We start from the raw sequence: 17,204 nt of genomic DNA on the forward strand, positions 1-17,204 counted from the left end.
AGCTATTCTCGTTCCCAACGGGGAACTCATTGATATGGCCGTGGATCGGGCGAACTCTTCCGACGCTGACGTCGAATCGTTTATCACGCGGTGGCAAGGCGTCACCGCCTCCGAACTTTCCACCTCGCAGAGTTTCCTGATCGGGCTGTGCGAACTGCTCGGCGTCGAGCGTCCGCATCCGACGCCCGAGCTGGACTACATGTTCGAGCGTCCGCTCACGTTCCAGCACGCTGATGGCAGCACCAGCGCCGGCCGGATCGATCTTTACCGGCGCGGCGCCTTCGTGCTGGAGTCGAAGAAACTGAAGGCCGGCGCGCACACGCGCAGTTTCGACGAGGCGATGTTGCGCGCCCATGCACAGGCGCAGAACTACGCGCGCGCGTTGCCCGCTTCCGAAGGCCGCCCGCCGTTTCTCGTTGTGGTCGATGTCGGCCACCGCATCGAGCTGTATTCCGAGTTCTCGCGCAGCGGCGGCAGCTACGTCCCGTATCCCGATCCGCGCCACCACCGCATCGAGCTTGCCGACCTGGCCGATCCGGCCATCCGTGAACGCCTGCGCCGGGTCTGGCTGGATCCGCTCTCGCTCGACCCTTCACGCGAATCGGCCCGCGTCACCCGCGACATCGCCGCCAAACTGGCCGAACTGGCCAAATCGCTGGAACACAGTGGCCACGCCGCCGAATCGGTCGCGCAATTCCTGATGCGCTGCCTGTTCACCATGTTTGCCGAGGATGTGCGCCTGCTGCCACCCGACAGCTTCCGCGACCTGCTCGACAAGCACCGCGAACAACCCGATATCGCCATGCGCATGCTCGCCCAGCTCTGGCGCGACATGGACAGCGGCGGCTTTTCCGTCGTGCTCGCCAACGACGTGCTGCGCTTCAACGGCAAACTGTTCAAGCAGCCAGACACCCTGCCGCTCGACATCGCGCAGATCGACCTGCTGATCGACGCCGCACGCGCCGACTGGAAACACGTCGAGCCGGCCATCTTCGGCACCCTGCTGGAGCGCGCGCTCAACCCCAAAGAACGCCACAAGCTCGGCGCGCACTACACGCCCCGCGCCTACGTGGAGCGGCTGGTGCTGCCCACGGTGATCGAACCGCTGCGCACCGAATGGAGCGATGCCAAGGCCGCCGCGCTGGTGCAACTGGCCGAAGCCGAACAGGCACGTGAAACCGGCCAGCAAAGCAGCGGCCTGAAATCCAATGCCGAGCGCCTGCGCCAATACAACATCGAACTGCGCAAGGCGCGCGACATCGTGCTGGATTTCCACCGCCGCCTGTGTGCGGTGCGCGTGCTCGATCCGGCCTGCGGCAGCGGCAACTTCCTCTACGTGACGCTGGAACACCTCAAGCGGCTGGAAGGCGAAGTGCTCAACACGCTGGAGGAATTCGGCCTGTCCACGCGCGGCGTGGTCGAACAGACCGGCCTGGATATCGACGCCGAACGCGCCATCTCCACCGAAGCCCAGACCGTGGACCCGCACAACCTGCTGGGCATCGAGCTCAACCCTCGCGCTGCGGCGATTGCCGAAGTGGTGCTGTGGATCGGCTACCTGCAATGGCACTTCCGCACCCGTGGCGACGTCAACCCGCCGGTGCCGGTGATCCGCGACTTCCGCAACATCGAGAACCGCGACGCGGTGCTGGCCTACGATCGCGTGGAACTGGTCACCGACGAACACGGCGTGCCGGTCACGCGCTGGGACGGCGAAACCATGAAGATCTCGCCGGTGACCGGGGAAAAGGTGCCTGATGAAAGCGCGCGCAAGCCCGTGGAGAAGTATCTGAACCCGCGCAAGGCGGCGTGGCCGGAGGCGGATTTCATCGTCGGCAATCCGCCATTTATTGGCAACAAGCGAATGCGCACCGCGCTCGGCGATGGATACGTGGAAGCGTTGCGCGGCGCATGGCCGGAGGTTCCGGAATCGGCGGATTTCGTGATGTTCTGGTGGCACCACGCGGCGCAACTCACCCGTCGCGGTGCAGCGGAGCGGTTCGGATTCATCACCACCAACTCGATCCGGCAGTCGTTCAACCGCCGCGTGATCGAGCCGCACCTGGCCGACAAGAAACAGCCGCTGTCGCTGGTGTTCGCGATTCCAGACCATCCGTGGGTGGATACGGCGGATGGGGCGGCGGTGAGAATCGCGATGACGGTCGGTTTACCAGCTGCACAGCGGAGCGGATTGCTGCAAGTCTCGGTGTCAGAAGAATCTGTATCAGACGGCGAATTGGCGGTAAAGCTCGACTCCAGAAGAGGCCGCATCAACGAAGATCTCACGGTGGGAACGAACTTAAGCGCTGCCATCAGGTTGCTAGCAAACCGAGGCTTGGCTCTTCGCGGCATCACATTGGTCGGAGCTGGATTTGTCGTGGATCGCACTCAAGCGGAGCAGTTCTGGGCCGTGAGCTCCCCTTCTATCCGCCATCTTGTCCGTCCCTTCTTTAACGGACGTGACCTGACCCAAACGCCGCGTGAGGCCTTCGTGGTCGATCTGTTCGGGTTGTCTGAGGAAGAGGCAAGGAATAAGGCGCCCGCGCTTTATCAGTGGCTATTGGATCGTGTCAAGCCAGAGCGCGAGCAGAATGCGCGCGAGATTTATCGCAAACGCTGGTGGGTGTTTGCAGAGCCTAGATCTGAATTTCGAGAAGCAGTTGCGGGACTTCCTCGCTACCTCGTCACGCCAATGACAGCGAAGCATCGCCTGTTCACCTTCTTGGACACGATTGCACTGCCTGATCAAGGACTGGTACCCGTGCTCTTGCAGGACGCAGTTGGCTTAGGAGTTCTCTCCAGTGCTGTGCACGGCGTCTGGGCTTTGCACTCCGGTGGAACGCTTGAGGACCGGCCGCGCTATAACCAAAGCTCCTGTTTCGAAACTTTCCCTTTTCCCGGCTTCCACTCCGCCGACAAACTCAGCGGCTCAATCAGCGCCGCCCCCGTCAACGCCGACGGCACCACCGTCGAAACTGAAACCCTCGGCGATACCCCGTCCGACCGCATTCGCAACCTCGCCGAACAACTCGACGCCCACCGCAAACGCCAGCAGGCCGCCCATCCCGGCCTGACGCTGACCGGCATGTACAACGTGCTCGACAAGCTGCGCAGCGGCGAAGCGCTGAGCGCGAAGGAACGCACGATCCACGAGCACGGTCTGGTGTCGGTGCTGCGCCAGTTGCACGACGAACTGGACGCCGCCGTGCTCGAAGCCTATGGCTGGTCCGACCTGCTGCCGCTGCTGCGCGTCGCGCACGGCAACGAGGCGCCATCCGAAGGCCAGGGGCGCGACGACGCCGAGCGCGCCTTCGATGAAGCCATCCTCGAACGCCTCGTCGCGCTCAATGCCGAACGCGCCGCCGAAGAAGCCCGCGGCGTGGTGCGCTGGCTGCGTCCGGAGTTCCAGAACCCACAAGCCCCCCTCACCCCAACCCTCTCCCCCGCGAGCGGGGGAGAGGGAGCAAAAGCAGAAATCGACGAAACACCCGCCATCGCGCCTGCCTCCATCAAACCCATTCCCTGGCCCAAGGACACCGTGGACCAGATTCGCGCCATCGCCGACCTGCTCGGCGCCAGCCCGGCAGCACTCACCCTCGACGACATCGCCGCCCGCTTCAGCGGTCGCGGCCCGTGGAAAAAACGCCTGCCGCAACTGCTGGACATGCTGACCGCCCTGGGCCGCGCCACGGAACAGGACGGACGCTTCAGTGGCTGAAGACATCACCCCGTGGAAGTCGGCGACGACAATCCCGCACTGCCCATGATCATGATCGCCCAGCTCCCGTAGGCCGGCTCAAGCCGCATAGCGGCGGAGCCGATGTGTACGGTGCTCACGCAACCTTGCCGTCGATCCAGCCGGGGATACGCAGCGCCGCTGCGGTGCCGACCCGCGCTGCATCCAGCGCCAGTACATGTGCATGTGCATGTGCATGTGCATGTGCATGTGCATGTGCATGTGCGGCAATCATCGGGTCTGATCATCAGCGAGCGCGGCATCCCATCTGTACACTTCCGGGCTGCCGAAATGGCGCGGAACTTCCGTCGGGACAGAAAAGCTAAGGCAGTCGGATCGCGCAGACACCCGCTCCACAAGCCGCCGCCCGCGATGCTTACAATGCGCGGTCTGTCATCCAATGAGGAAATGACCATGCGATACCCGATGTTGGTGGCCGCGTTGGCCTGCGTGCTGCTGTCAGGCTGTGACCGTTCCAGCGAGCCTTCCGCCGATGCCCCGGCCACGTTGCCTGCGTCCAGTGCCGAAGCCGCAGCAGACGCACCCGCTGCGGTGGCGCGCCCGGCGCACACCTTCCAGGCCGCAATCACGGCGGCTGATTTCCTCGAATACACCTCGGTGCTGGCGTCCGACGAGTTTGCCGGCCGCGCGCCGGGCACGAAGGGTGAAACGCTGACCATCGAATACCTGCGCGACCGCTTCCAGGAGATGGGCCTGAAGCCGGGCAACGGCGACAGCTGGTACCAGCCGGTGCCGATGGTGCAGACCACCGCCACGCCTGCGAATGCGACGCTGGATGTGCGCGGCACGCCGGTGGAATGGCAGTTCGGCCCGCAGTGGGTCGGCGGTACGCGCACCGGGCAGGCGCGGGTGGAGCTGGATTCCAGCGAGCTGGTGTTCGTCGGCTACGGCGTGGTGGCGCCGGAGGAAAACTGGAACGACTACGCCGGCCTGGATGTGAAGGGCAAGACCGTGGTCATGCTGATCAACGATCCGGGTTTCCATGTCGATGATCCGGCGCTGTTCGGCGGCAAGCGCATGACCTATTACGGGCGCTGGACCTACAAGTTCGAGGAAGCTGCGCGCCAGGGTGCGGCGGCGGCGATCATCATCCACGATACCGACGGTGCCGGTTACGGCTGGGGCGTGGTCGAGGGTGGCTGGAGCGGGCCGCAGTTCGATCTGCCGGCAGCCGCCGATCCCGAACCGCGCCTGCCGTTGCAGGGCTGGATCAGCGCCGACACCGCGCAGGATCTGTTCGCGCGTTCCGGCATGGCGCTGGAGGCGATGCGTCTGGCCGCCAACAAGCCCGGCTTCCGCGCCGTGCCGTTGCCGGCGACGCTGTCGGTGGCGCTGGAAAGCGCGGTCAGCACGTCCGAATCCAACAATGTGTTGGCGCTGATCCCGGGCAGCGAGCGGCCCGACGAGGTCATCGTGTATCTGGCACATTGGGATCATCTGGGCACCCAGACCGCACCTGACGGCAGCGTGCAGATCTTCAACGGCGCGATCGACAACGCCAGCGGCGTGGCTGGCATCCTGGAAATCGCCGACGCCTTCGCGCGTGGCGGGCAGCGGCCGAAGCGCTCGGTGCTGTTCGCGGCGGTGACGCTGGAGGAATCGGGTCTGCTGGGTTCGGCCCACTACGTCGCGCACCCGAGCTTCCCGATGCGCGACACCGTCGGTGTGATCAACCTGGATGCGATGAACATCATCGGCAAGACCCGCGACATTGTCGTCAATGGTTACGGCGCCTCGGAGCTGGAAGACCTGCTGCGCCCGATCGCCGAGCGCCAGGGCCGCGTGCTGCACGCCGAGGCCAGTGTCGAGAAGGGCTATTACTTCCGTTCGGACCACTTCAATTTCGCCAAGGCCGGGGTGCCGGCGCTGTACGCCAAGGCCGGCAACGACCATGTCGAAAAGGGCGAGGAATACGGCGCCCAGGTGGCTGCCGACTACGTTGCCAACCGCTATCACATGCCCGGCGACGTGGTCGATCCGGACTGGGATCTGGAAGGCGTGGTGCAGGATCTGGAAGCGCTGTACGAACTGGGCAGCCAGCTGGCCAATGGCGATGCCTGGCCGAACTGGTACAGCGGCCACGCCTTCCGCGCGGTGCGCGATGCACAGCGTGCGGAAGCTGCTGCGGACTGATGCAGGCGCGTCACGCCCGGCGTTTATGTGCAGTGCAGCGTGCACATCGGCGTCGGGCTCCGTAGGATGCGGCAAAACAAGATGTGGGGAGGGAGGGACCCGCTTCGTTCGCGAAGCGGGTCTTTCTTTTGCGCGCCGAAAAACTGCGTGCAGGAAATCTCCGCCATGCCGGCGGCACGGCGCCATCACGACGCGGATGGAAAACAGGATCAGGACGCTGCGGTGCCGATTCCGCAGCCGGAAGGTTCAGCCTTCCAGCGACAGTTCCAGCAGGCCCAGCAGGGTGTCACGCAGGCAGACGCGCAGTTGCGCCAGGCGAAGCTCGGCGGCATTGCCACCGAATTGCGAGGCGTCCATGTGTTCAAGCCGGAATGCGGCATCGGCCAGGTCGGTGGCGCCCAGTGCCAGCGCCGAGGAGCGCAGGAAATGGGCGGCCTGGTTGATCTCGGCCACGTCGCGGCGCTCGTGCCCCAGTTCGATCCGGCTCAGCAGGGCCGGTGCATCGGCGGCGAACAGGCGGATCAGCTTGGCACTGCTGCCGGGCTGGCTCTGGTCCAGGGTACTCAGCAGCGCGAGGGCATCAGGATGCAGGGTGATCGGCGCGGTCATCTCGGTATCAGGGCAGGCTGGGCGGGATGCATCGAAAAAGTTTCGATGGCGCGCAGCATAACGCGATGTGCGCGGTGATGCGCGCACGTGGCCGGCAAAACCGGGTTTGCGGTAGGGTGCGGCCTTGCCGCAGGCCTCCGGCATCACCGGAATGCGCCACTGCGGCCCCTGTGTGCGATGTGGGCACGGCCGCGATCCGGTCCGGGCCAGCTTGTGAGGATCTCCAATGCAACAGACCCGTTTCCGCCTGTATGACGCTGCCGCGCTTGAAGCGGTGATCGACGCGATGGCGCGCCAGATCGCGATGCGCTTCGATGCCACACCGCTGACCCTGATCGGATTGCAGCGTCGCGGCGTGCCGCTGGCCGAACGCTTGCACCAGCGCATCGCGCAACTGCGCCCGGAGTGGGCGATCGAACGAATTAATCTGGAGGTCAAGCGCTACGGCGACGATCTGACCCTGCTGCATCCCGATACCCGTCTGAGTGCGACGGCACAGCAACAGCAGGCGGATTTTTCCGGCCGCCGCCTGGTGGTGGTGGACGATGTGCTGTACCAGGGCCATTCCGCCGCTGCGGTGCTGGAATTCCTGCGCGCGCACAAGGCCGGCGATGTGCATCTGGCGATGCTGGTGGACCGCTGCTGCGCCACCTTGCCGGTGCAGGCCGACATCGTCGGGCTGAAATTGCAGATCGCGCCGCAGGATGTCATCGAGTGCAATGTGCCGCCGTTCGAGGAAGAATTCGCGATCGACCTGCTGCGGCTTGAAGGCTGAAGCCGGCGGCCAGGGAAATTCTGATCACGTCTCATAACGTCATCCCGGCGGCTTCCAACAGCGAAGCTGGTCAAGCCGGGATCCAGTTTTTCAACAGCTTGCCGAAGAGCTGGATGGCCAGCCATTCGGCTGTTGAAAGCCGCTGGAATAACACCTTGCTCAGAGGCTTCTAGGAAATTTCCTAGGCCAGAACAGGAAAACTCCGAGCCGCCAATCGGCATTGCGCCGATGCCACGCCGCGCGCGCGAATCTCAGACTGTGCCGGTCGGTCGCACTCCTGCGGCCGACATCGCCTGACGGGAGTAAACCATGCACCTGATCCGACGCTGCCAAGCCGCCTGGCTGGTGCTGTTGCTGGCCTGCACGCCGCTGTGGGCGGCCGATACGGTCGACATCAACCATGCCGACGCGCTGGAACTGGCCGCCAAGCTCAGTGGCGTGGGCATGACCCGGGCCGAGGCGATCATCAGTTCACGTGAAACGGTGGGTCCGTTCGTACACCCCGACGAACTGGTCCGCGTGAAGGGCATCGGGCCGGCCACGCTCGAAAAAAACCGGGACCGCATCGTGGTGGGTTTGTCCGACCGCGACGTGCCCCGATAACAGCCCTGTCGCGCAGCGGGGCTCCCCCGGGCCCTGATGCGTCTTGCTGCCCGCTGCACGGCGTCGTGTGGCGGGCAGTGTGTTTTTGCGCTTCGCATTGTGTGGCGTCGGGCCATTCGTGCTGCGGCGCGCTATCGTGTCGGCCTGCGCCGGACGGCGGCGCCACGTTCGACAGGAGCCACAGATGAAATACCTCCACGCGATGGTGCGAGTGCGCGACTTGGATGCGTCGCTGCGCTTCTTCCGCGATGGGCTGGGTTTGCAGGAAACCCGGCGCATCGATGTTCCCGAGCACCGCTACACCCTGGTCTATCTGGGTGCGCCGGAAAATCCGGAAGCGGAAATCGAGCTAACCTTCAATTACGACGACGAGGATTACGGCAGCGCCCGCAACTTCGGGCATCTGGCCTTCCAGGTCGACGACATCTATGCCGCTTGCGCGCACCTGGCGGCGATGGGGGTGACGATCAACCGCCCACCGCGCGATGGCCGCATGGCTTTCGTGCGCTCGCCGGATCTGATCTCGATCGAACTGCTGCAGAAAGGTGCGGCGTTGCCACCGGCCGAACCCTGGGCTTCGATGCCGAACACGGGCGAGTGGTGAAACCGGAACGCGACTTCATCGACGGCGAGCCGGCCACGCCGCAGGCGCTGGCGCGGCTGGCGGCTTCGGGATTCGGCCACTTCACCACGATGCCGTTGCGTGCCGGCGCGGTGCCCGGGCTGGAACTGCACCTGGCCCGTCTGGATCAGGCCAGCCACACGCTGTTCGGATGCGGTCTGCCACCGGAATGGGTGCGCGAACAGCTGCGCCGCGTGCTGCACGGCCTGTCCGATGCCTGGCTGCGGATCAGCGTCAGCGCCGCGAACTGGACGGCGCGGGATATGCCGCAGCAGGCGCAGTTGCAGGTTTTCATCCAGGTCCGTGCCGCCGCCGAGCCACGGCGGGCGCCGGTGCGGCTGCAAAGCGTGCGGCACCAGCGTTATCTGCCCGACATCAAGCACAGCGGCCTGTTCGATCTGCTCGACCTGCGCCGCCGCGCGCAGCTGGCCGGTTTTGATGATGTGCTGCTGAAGGACGGCGCCGACCGCATCAGCGAGGGCAGCACCTGGAATCTGGGCGCGCTGCGCGACGACACACTGTTCTGGCCAGAAGCGCCGCGTCTGCAAGGCACGACGATGCAACTGCTCGCCCAGGAGTGGGAAAGTCTCGGTGGTCAGGTTGTCACGCGCGTGCTCGACAGCGCTGCGCTGGCGCGGATGCAACTGGTGTTCTGCTGCAATGCCGGCGGCGTCTGGCCGGTGGCATCACTCGACGAAGTACCGCTGGCCATGAATGCGCAGCTGCTCGAACGCCTGCGCAGCTGTCTTGCCACCGCGCCCGCATCGGTGCCGTGAAGCGGCAGGCTGGGCGCCCACCGGCACAACGAGATGACCTGTTCCGACAGCGCGCCCGATAATGCGCGGCCCACCGAACGGAACACCCGCCATGACCGATGCTTCCAGCGCCGCACTGGTAGCCAGTGCCCAGCAGCACCTTGTGCCGACCTACCGCCAGCGCGCGCTGGTGCTTGATCGCGGGCAGGGCTCGCGGTTGTGGGATAGCGAAGGCCGCGAATACGTGGATTTCGCCGCCGGAATCGCGGTCAGCGCGCTGGGGCATGGCGATCCGGACATCCTCGCGGCGCTGCACGAACAAGCCGACAAGCTCTGGCACACCAGCAACATCTTCCTCAGCGAACCGCCGCTGCGGTTGGCTGAGGAACTGGTCGCCGCCAGCGGTTTCGCATCGCGCGTGTTCTTCTGCAACTCCGGTGCCGAGGCCAACGAGGCCGCGATCAAGCTGGTGCGTCGCCATGCCGCGAACGCTGGCCGCGCGCCGCAGCAGCGCACCATCATCAGCTTCAAGGGTTCGTTCCACGGCCGCACCCTGGCCACGGTCACCGCCACCGCACAGCCGAAATACCAGCAGGGTTTCGAGCCGCTGCCCGGCGGTTTCCGCTACGCCCCGTTCAACGATGTGGCTGCGTTCGATGCGCTGTTCGATACCGATGTGGCGGCGGTGCTGGTGGAACCGGTGCAGGGAGAGGGCGGTGTCGTGCCGGCGGCGCCGGGTTTCCTCGCGCATCTGCGTGCGCGTTGCGATGAGGTTGGCGCGCTGCTGGTGTTCGACGAGATCCAGACCGGCGTGGGCCGCAGCGGCAAGCTCTGGGCGCATCAATGGGATGGTGTCGTGCCTGATGTCATGACGCTGGCGAAAGGGCTGGGCTGCGGTTTTCCCATCGGCGCGATGCTGGTGGCCGAACACGCTGCGCAGACGCTGGAGTTCGGCAGCCACGGCACTACCTTCGGTGGCAATCCGCTGGCTGCGGCGGTGGCGCGCGTGGCGCTGCGCAAGCTGGCTGCGCCGGGATTGCTGGCCAATGTCGAAACCCAATCACGCGCCCTGCGCGAAGGCCTGCGCGCGCTGGATGAAAAGCATCAGGTGTTCACCGACGTGCGCGGCCGTGGCCTGATGCTGGGCGCGGTGCTGCGCGCGGAATTTTCCGGCCGCGCGGCGGAGATTCTCGATCACGCCGCCAACGCCGGTCTGCTGCTGCTCCAGGCCGGTCCGGATGTGTTGCGTTTCGTGCCGGCGCTCAATATCGGTGCCGACGATGTCGCCGAAGGGCTGGCACGGCTGGATGCCGCGCTCACCACATGGCGGGCGTGAGTCGCGCCACATATGCTCCCTCTCCTCCGCTAGCGGGGGAGAGGGCTGGGCTGATGGGGCTTTCCGGCCAAATGCAAAAGCCTGCTCGCCTGCGGCGCTCGCACCCTCACCCTGACTCTTTCTCCCGCTAGCGGGGGAGAGGGAATCTTCTTTCTCTGGAGCATCCCCCATGTCCCGCCCACTTTTCTTCCTGCTGCCATTGCTGTTCGCCACTGCGGCCAGCGCCGATACCGCCGTCTCCATCGATCCAGCCTTGCAGGCGCAGGTGATCGAATGGCGTCGTGATCTGCACCAGCATCCGGAGCTGGGCAATCACGAGGTGCGTACCGCGCAGATCGTTGCCGGACACCTGCGCGCGCTCGGACTGACGCCGAAAACCGGCATCGCGCACACCGGCGTCACCGCCGTGCTCAAGGGCGGCAAGCCCGGCCCGCGCATCGCGCTGCGCGCCGACATGGATGCGCTGCCGGTCACCGAACAGACCGGCCTGGCGTTCGCTTCCACGGTGAAAAGCGAGTATCGCGGTCAGCCGGTCGGGGTGATGCACGCCTGCGGTCACGATATGCACGTGGCGATCCTGATGGGCGTGGCGCAGGCGCTGGCGGCGCGCAAGGATGAATTGGCGGGCGAGGTGATGTTCGTGTTCCAGCCGGCCGAGGAAGGCCCGCCGCTGCCGGGTGAAAGCGCCGGTGCCCGGCTGATGCTGGACGAAGGCGTGTTCGCCGATTTCACGCCCGATGCGGTGATGGGCCTGCACGTCTGGTCGCGCCTGCATGTCGGGCAACTGGGTGTGCGCAGCGGCCCGTTCATGGCCAGCGCGGACGAGTGGATGCTGAAGGTCCGCGGGCAGCAGACCCATGGTTCGCAGCCGTGGGCCGGCGTGGACCCGATCACTGTCGCGGCGCAGGTGCTGCTCGGCGCGCAATCGATCATCGCGCGCCAGATCGACATCACCGCGCATCCGGTGGTGCTGACGGCAGGCCAGATCCAGTCCGGCACGCGCTTCAACATCATTCCCGACGAAGCCACGATGGTCGGCACCCTGCGCACCTTCGACATGGACGTGCGCGAGGATGTGATCCGCCGTTTCCGCAGTACCGCCGAACATTTCGCTGCCGCCAGCGGTGCCAGTGCCGAACTGTCGGTCGATATGAACGCGCCGGTGACGCGCAACGATCCGGCGTTGACCCAACGCCTGCGGCCCTCGCTGGAAAAGGTCGCCGGTGCCGGCAACGTGGTCGAGGTGCCGCGCTACACCATCGCCGAAGACTTCTCGCAGTTCGCCAATGTTGCACCGGGGCTGTACTTCTTCGTCGGCACCACGCCGCCAGAGCAGGCGCTGGAGAGCGCGCCGATGAATCATTCGCCGTTCTACGCCCCGGACGAGGCCGCGCTGGACATCGGCGTGCGCGCGATGCTCCAGGCCACGCTGGATTTCCTGGCCGCGCCGGAGGATTGAATGTCGTTGGCGGGTTCGGCAGAACCTCGGCCAGCGGCCGGTCCCCGGCGTTTTCCTACCCTGTGATCCCGCCGATTCCTATATGTGATTCCGGCATCTTCCAGTGCCGCGTGGTCGTGGTGTTGCGGACACTGTCTCCACCGCCAGGAACAACCCCCGGGCGGACACCCATCCTCATCGGAGACATCACATGAACAAGCTTTCCCTCATTCTCAAGTCCCTGCTGCTCTCGCTGATGCTGAGCTTCCCGGCCTTTGCCGCCGGCCCGGTCAACATCAACACCGCCGATGCCGCTGCGCTGGCTGCCAACCTGTACGGCGTCGGTCCGGCCAAGGCACAGGCCATCGTCGAGCACCGCCAGGCCAACGGCCCGTTCAAGAGTGCCGATCAACTCGCCGCAGTGAAGGGCATCGGCCTTGCTACCGTCGAGAAGAACCGTGATCGCATCCAGCTTGGCAACGCCACTGCGACCAAGCCTGAGTGAGGCTCGCCCCAGTACCGGCATCGCCCTGCACTGTGGTGTGGGGCGATGTTGTTTGCGCACTCCAAGTCCCTTCTCGCGCACCAGATCCGTCAGGTGAGCGACATCAATTAAGCCATCCGGTGACTTGTCAGTTGGAGCCTTTGTCCTTCGAGCAGGGCTTCGTGGGCTGGGTCGAGTCGAAACGGTCAAACCAGGCGGGTTCGACCACTGGCTGCATGCTCACCCCGAGTTCCTTCTCACGAACCAGATCGGTCAGGTGATCGCCATCGATCAGATCAACGGTTGGCGTTCCGTCAACCGCTTCCTCCCGGGCAGCCTTGGAGTAGCGGCCCAGAGTGACGAAAATCGCGCGCTCCGCGCCCCGTTTCTTGGCATCGTTCTGAAACAACGAGACTTCCTCGCGCGAAACGGCGCGGCCGTTGGGATCGTACTTCTTGACCTGCACCGCGACGCGCGATGACATCACCGGGCTGATGGGCGCAAAGCCGATGCCATCGATGCCCCGGTCACCGCTCTTGCCAACACGCTCCAGCTCAAGCCCGTACAGCCGCAGCAGGAGCATTACGAACTCTTCAAAGCCTTCCGGGGTCAGCGCATGCAGTCGTCCGAGCAGTTCATCACGCCATCCCCTGCGTCGGCCCGGGGACGTGCCAGCATCAAGCAGGTCCTGATCATCGGCTTCGGCGTCGGTGGTGTCGGGATCGGCATCGACATCTGAGGCGATTGTGTTGTCCGCCACGTTGCCGTCGGCGGAGGATTTGCGTTGCGGACGGTTACGACGGAATTCCCGATCAAGTTCCTTGACCCGGCGTGTGCCTTCCTTCTCCGGCAATGCCAGCAGCTCGCGCCCGAGCGGAGTCAGAAGGAAGACGGCCCGCTTTGGACTTTCCAGACCGCCGATCAGCTTGGCGTAGGAACGCCCCCACAGGATCCTGTCGACCAGGATCGAGTGGTGTGGACGGTTGGGGAAGGTGACGGCCAAGGCTTCTTCCGAAGGATCAAGATCGGAAATGACCTGCTCCAGGATCTCGGCCGCCTGGGCCGAGCCTCCCAGTTTTTGTACCGCACGCAGGACCGGCAGGATCAGGTCGGAATATGCCGGAAGATCGTCAGCTTTCATGCGGGTCCCCTGTGGCTTCGTGTCCTGAGTGGTGCGGTGACGCTATTCCACCTGCGCGGCGATCTGGAACGCCTCCCGCGCCGCCTCCAGCGTCGCCCCGATGATGTCTTCATCATGCGCGCTGGACATGAAGCCGGCCTCGAACGCGGACGGCGCCAGAAACACGCCGCGTTCCAGCATCGCATTGAAGAAACGGTTGAACATCGGCACATCGCAGGCCGTGGTCTGGGCGTAGGTTTCCACCTTCTTGTCCGAGGTGAAGAACAGGCCGAACATTGCGCCCACACGGGTCGTGGTGAACGGCACGCCGGCGCCATCGGCCCAAGCTTGCAAGCCGTCGCACAGCAGCCGCGTGCGGCGGGCGAGTTCATCGTGGAAACCGGTTTCGCGGATCAGCGTGAGCATCGCAAGGCCGGCCGCCATCGCCACCGGATTGCCGCTCAGCGTGCCGGCCTGATAGATCGGGCCGGCCGGCGCGATCTGTTCCATCAAGTCACGGCGCCCGCCATAGGCGCCCACCGGCATGCCGCCGCCGATGATCTTGCCGAAGGTGGTCAGGTCCGGGGTGACGCCGTAATGCGCCTGCGCGCCGCCGAGGGCAACGCGGAAGCCGGTCATCACTTCGTCGAAGATCAGCAGCGCGCCGTGCTTGGTGCACAGCGCCCGCAGGTGATCGAGATAGCCTTCGCGCGGCGGGATGCAGTTCATGTTGCCGGCGACCGGCTCCACGATCAGGCCGGCGATGTCGTGGCCGAGTTCGTCGAACAGGCGCGTGGCGGCTTCGAAATCATTGAACGGCAGCGTCAGGGTGAGATCGGCCAGTGCCGTGGGCACACCCGGCGAGGTCGGGGTGCCGAGCGTCAGCGCACCGGAGCCGGCCTTCACCAGAAACGCATCGCCGTGGCCGTGGTAGCAGCCTTCGAACTTGACGATGCGCGAACGCCCGGTCGCGCCGCGCGCCAGCCGGATCGCCGACATCGTGGCCTCGGTGCCGGAGTTGACCATGCGCACCACGTCGATCGACGGAATCAGCTCGGCGATGGTTTCGGCCATCGTCACTTCGGCCTCGCAGGGTGTGCCGAAGCTCAGGCCGTCCTTGATCGCCCGCTCCACGGCTTCACGCACATAAGGATGGTTGTGCCCGACGATCATCGGCCCCCACGAACCGACATAGTCGATGTAACGCTTGCCTTCGACATCCCACAGATAAGGCCCTTCGGCGCGACGGGTGAAGAAGGGCTCGCCGCCGACGGAACGGAAGGCGCGCACCGGCGAGTTGACGCCGCCAGGCATGCGCGTCTGGGCGCGGGTGAACAGGTCGTGGTTGGTGGTCATGTCGTGTCCGGAAAACAGGAGTGGTAGGCGCGCACCGCAGCCCCGATGTCGGGCGCGGCATAAACGCTGGAAATCACCGCCAGCAGGTCGGCACCGGCGGCGGTGAGCAATCCGCCATTGTCGGGCGTGATGCCGCCGATGGCCACTTTCGGCACCGGCAACACCGCCGCTTCGCGCAGCAAGGCGGGTGTGGCACGACGTGCGGCTGGCTTGGTGGGTGAGGGGAAAAATGCACCGAAGGCGACGTGGCTGGCGCCGGCCTGCACCGCGTGCCGCGCACGTTCGATGTCGTCGTAGCACGAGGCACCGATGAGGGCGCGGGGACCGAGCAGTTCACGTGCAGCCCGCAGGTCACCATCGCCTTCGCCAAGATGCACGCCGTCCGCGCCGATGCGCGCGGCCAGATGCATATCGTCGTTGATGATCAATGGCACGCGGTATTCGCGGCACAGCGCGAGCAGGGCGCTCGCCTGGGCTTCGCGCCCGGCACCGTCAAGGCATTTGTTACGGTGCTGCAGCCAAGTGATGCCGGCGTCCAGCGCCTGGCGGGTCTCGGCCAGCAGGCGCGGGGTGTCGGCGGTATCGGGTGTCAGCAGGTACAGGCCGCGGGGCGTGAGCGCGTGCATCCGGGTCAGTTGAGCGAGGTGTGCATGCGGCTGGCATCGACCAGCAGTTCACGGATCTGTTCGTTGTCTTCGGCATCCGGTGACAGTTCGAGATAACGCATCAGATCCGGCCGCGCGGCATCGACATGGCCCAGGCGGTGGTAGAGCGCACCGCGATCACGCAAGGCATCGGGATTGTGCGGGGCCACGCGTACCAGACGGTCGGCGCAGCGCAGCGCCTTCTCCCAGTTTTCCTGCTCCAGGTACAGCCCCTTCAGGTTGCGCAACATGCGCATCACGATCATCCGGTGACTGGCCGGTTCCAGCATCTGCAGCAGTTGCTGGTCATCGACCTGGATGTTGCCCAGATGCGGACTGGCGCGCTGCTTGAGCTCATCCACATCGACCGAGCGGCCGCGATGATAGGGATCGAGCACCAGCAGCCCGCCTTCCACCCGCAACCGCACCAGGAAATGGCCGGGGAAGGAGATGCCTTCCAGTGGCACTTCAAGCCGCCGGGCCAACTCCATCTGCACCAGCGCCAGGCTCAGCGGAATGCCGAGGCGGCGGTCCAGCACATCGTTGATGTAGCTGTTGCGCGGATCGTAGAACGCGTCATGGTTGCCGGAGAATCCCTGCTCATCGAACAGGTAGCGGTTCAGCAGCATCAGGCGCTGTTCGCTGCCGGACGCATCGGTCAGGCGCGAACGCAGCGTATCGGTATGCGTGCTCCACAGCGCCTCGTAGTGCGCGGTATCCAGCTCCGGGTACTCATCCCGCGCCACCAGCATTGCGGCATCGAGCAACCCGATCTCGCGATCCGGGGTGCGCCCGAGAAGATCCCAGGCCTCATGCTGCGGAAGGGTCTTGGAAATACTCATGTTCCAGAAGTGGTGTCCCGTGGCGGCGGATCAAGCCTGGCGCGCAGGCGCGGCGCCAGCACCAGTTCATCGCCGGCCACCACACCCAGCCGCCGCGCATGGCCGGCGTTGAGCTCCAGCACGAAACGCGCCGGCCGCGTACTCGGGTACGAAGGACACGTGGCCGTGGTGCACGGTGGTGCGCCATGGGTGGCCGAAACCAGACGCAGCCCGTCATCGAAATAGAGGATGTCCAGAGGAATGCGGGTGTTGCGCATCCAGAACGCCTGTGGCTCCTGCTGCTCGAACACGAACAGCATGCCGTGGTCCTGCGGCAGGCTGTCGCGGAACATCAGCCCGCGCATGCGCGAAGCGTCATCCAGCGCCAGCTCCACCTGGTAGCGCTGACCCTTCAATTCCACCCATGGTCCCTGCGCCGTCGCGCAGCCGCAAAGCAGCGTGATCGCCAGCAGCAATGCCACTGGCAACAGCATTGAACGCAACTCTCTATCCATCCCGCATACCTGATGTCTTGGCTGCGCGACGATAGCCCAGGCGCCGCCCTGCTGCACGGCCGGAGGGCGCGCAGAGAATGGAGTAGTCCAAGGGCTTGCATTTTCCCTTTGGTGGTCTATAATGGCCGGCTCGCTGACCACAGACGGAGTTTCCGGATGGGGTCGGCGGGAAGAAATCGGCTCCTTGAGGTGTTGACAGCAAGGAAAACCGGTGTAAGATGTGCGGCTCCCTGGGG

16 protein-coding genes are annotated in these 17,204 nt (G+C 65.2%); 9 read left to right on the top strand and 7 right to left on the bottom strand.

Annotation, left to right across the window (positions count from 1 at the left end; all coding sequences use genetic code 11):
* The first annotated feature begins 34 nt into the window (after window positions 1-34).
* A complete protein-coding gene (locus tag WDB66_RS13985; RefSeq protein WP_339399224.1) occupies window positions 35-3,718 on the top strand; it encodes a class I SAM-dependent DNA methyltransferase in 3,684 nt (1,227 codons plus the stop codon).
* A 115-nt stretch (window positions 3,719-3,833) separates the two neighbouring features.
* Here WDB66_RS13985 and WDB66_RS13990 read toward each other — a convergent pair whose 3' ends face one another.
* Window positions 3,834-3,971, bottom strand: coding sequence for a hypothetical protein (locus WDB66_RS13990; protein WP_339399225.1), 138 nt, complete (start codon window positions 3,969-3,971; stop codon window positions 3,834-3,836).
* Window positions 3,972-4,150: 179 nt separating this feature from the next.
* On the opposite strand from WDB66_RS13990, the gene WDB66_RS13995 reads away from it, so the two are divergent.
* Complete coding sequence (locus WDB66_RS13995; protein ID WP_339399226.1) at window positions 4,151-5,890, top strand: M28 family metallopeptidase; 1,740 nt, start codon at window positions 4,151-4,153, stop codon at window positions 5,888-5,890.
* A 246-nt stretch (window positions 5,891-6,136) separates the two neighbouring features.
* Here the strand turns inward: WDB66_RS13995 and WDB66_RS14000 are convergent, their stop codons facing one another.
* Window positions 6,137-6,499, bottom strand: coding sequence for an Hpt domain-containing protein (locus tag WDB66_RS14000; RefSeq protein ID WP_339399227.1), 363 nt, complete (start codon window positions 6,497-6,499; stop codon window positions 6,137-6,139).
* Window positions 6,500-6,725: 226 nt separating this feature from the next.
* On the opposite strand from WDB66_RS14000, the gene WDB66_RS14005 reads away from it, so the two are divergent.
* From WDB66_RS14005 to WDB66_RS14035, 7 genes are all read left to right on the top strand, one after another.
* On the top strand, window positions 6,726-7,274 hold the full coding sequence (locus WDB66_RS14005) for a phosphoribosyltransferase family protein (protein ID WP_339399228.1): 549 nt from the start codon (window positions 6,726-6,728) through the stop codon (window positions 7,272-7,274).
* Between the two features lie 309 nt (window positions 7,275-7,583).
* Window positions 7,584-7,877 (top strand): ComEA family DNA-binding protein, encoded by a 294-nt coding sequence (locus tag WDB66_RS14010; RefSeq protein WP_339399229.1) that lies wholly within the window; start codon window positions 7,584-7,586, stop codon window positions 7,875-7,877.
* A gap of 184 nt (window positions 7,878-8,061) precedes the next feature.
* The gene (locus WDB66_RS14015; protein ID WP_339399230.1) at window positions 8,062-8,481 is read left to right on the top strand and encodes a VOC family protein; all 420 of its coding nucleotides are present in this window, start codon (window positions 8,062-8,064) and stop codon (window positions 8,479-8,481) included.
* A complete protein-coding gene (locus WDB66_RS14020; protein ID WP_339399231.1) occupies window positions 8,478-9,275 on the top strand; it encodes an aminotransferase class IV in 798 nt (265 codons plus the stop codon). Before WDB66_RS14015 ends, WDB66_RS14020 begins: the two co-directional genes overlap by 4 nt.
* Window positions 9,276-9,366: 91 nt before the next feature.
* A complete protein-coding gene (locus tag WDB66_RS14025) occupies window positions 9,367-10,590 on the top strand; it encodes an aspartate aminotransferase family protein (RefSeq protein WP_339399232.1) in 1,224 nt (407 codons plus the stop codon).
* A gap of 169 nt (window positions 10,591-10,759) precedes the next feature.
* The gene (locus WDB66_RS14030) at window positions 10,760-12,049 is read left to right on the top strand and encodes an amidohydrolase (protein WP_339399233.1); all 1,290 of its coding nucleotides are present in this window, start codon (window positions 10,760-10,762) and stop codon (window positions 12,047-12,049) included.
* A 190-nt stretch (window positions 12,050-12,239) separates the two neighbouring features.
* A complete protein-coding gene (locus tag WDB66_RS14035; RefSeq protein WP_339399234.1) occupies window positions 12,240-12,533 on the top strand; it encodes a ComEA family DNA-binding protein in 294 nt (97 codons plus the stop codon).
* A 127-nt stretch (window positions 12,534-12,660) separates the two neighbouring features.
* On the opposite strand, the gene WDB66_RS14040 is transcribed toward WDB66_RS14035, so the two are convergent.
* From WDB66_RS14040 to WDB66_RS14060, 5 genes are read right to left on the bottom strand one after another with little or no spacing between them, the layout of a single operon-like run.
* Complete coding sequence (locus tag WDB66_RS14040) at window positions 12,661-13,653, bottom strand: restriction endonuclease (protein ID WP_339399235.1); 993 nt, start codon at window positions 13,651-13,653, stop codon at window positions 12,661-12,663.
* A 42-nt stretch (window positions 13,654-13,695) separates the two neighbouring features.
* Window positions 13,696-14,988, bottom strand: coding sequence for a glutamate-1-semialdehyde 2,1-aminomutase (gene hemL, locus WDB66_RS14045; protein ID WP_339399236.1), 1,293 nt, complete (start codon window positions 14,986-14,988; stop codon window positions 13,696-13,698).
* Window positions 14,985-15,614 (bottom strand): thiamine phosphate synthase, encoded by a 630-nt coding sequence (gene thiE / locus WDB66_RS14050; protein ID WP_339399237.1) that lies wholly within the window; start codon window positions 15,612-15,614, stop codon window positions 14,985-14,987. The genes hemL and thiE overlap by 4 nt, the downstream gene beginning before the upstream one ends.
* A gap of 5 nt (window positions 15,615-15,619) precedes the next feature.
* The gene (locus tag WDB66_RS14055; protein WP_339399238.1) at window positions 15,620-16,474 is read right to left on the bottom strand and encodes a SirB1 family protein; all 855 of its coding nucleotides are present in this window, start codon (window positions 16,472-16,474) and stop codon (window positions 15,620-15,622) included.
* Window positions 16,471-16,968 carry a DUF192 domain-containing protein gene (locus WDB66_RS14060; RefSeq protein ID WP_339399239.1) on the bottom strand — a complete coding sequence of 166 codons (498 nt, stop codon included), beginning with the start codon at window positions 16,966-16,968 and terminating at the stop codon, window positions 16,471-16,473. Before WDB66_RS14060 ends, WDB66_RS14055 begins: the two co-directional genes overlap by 4 nt.
* Window positions 16,969-17,204: the final 236 nt, after the last annotated feature.

The organism is Denitratimonas organivorans, from assembly GCF_037478135.1.
Taxonomy (GTDB): Bacteria; Pseudomonadota; Gammaproteobacteria; order Xanthomonadales; family Xanthomonadaceae; genus Denitratimonas.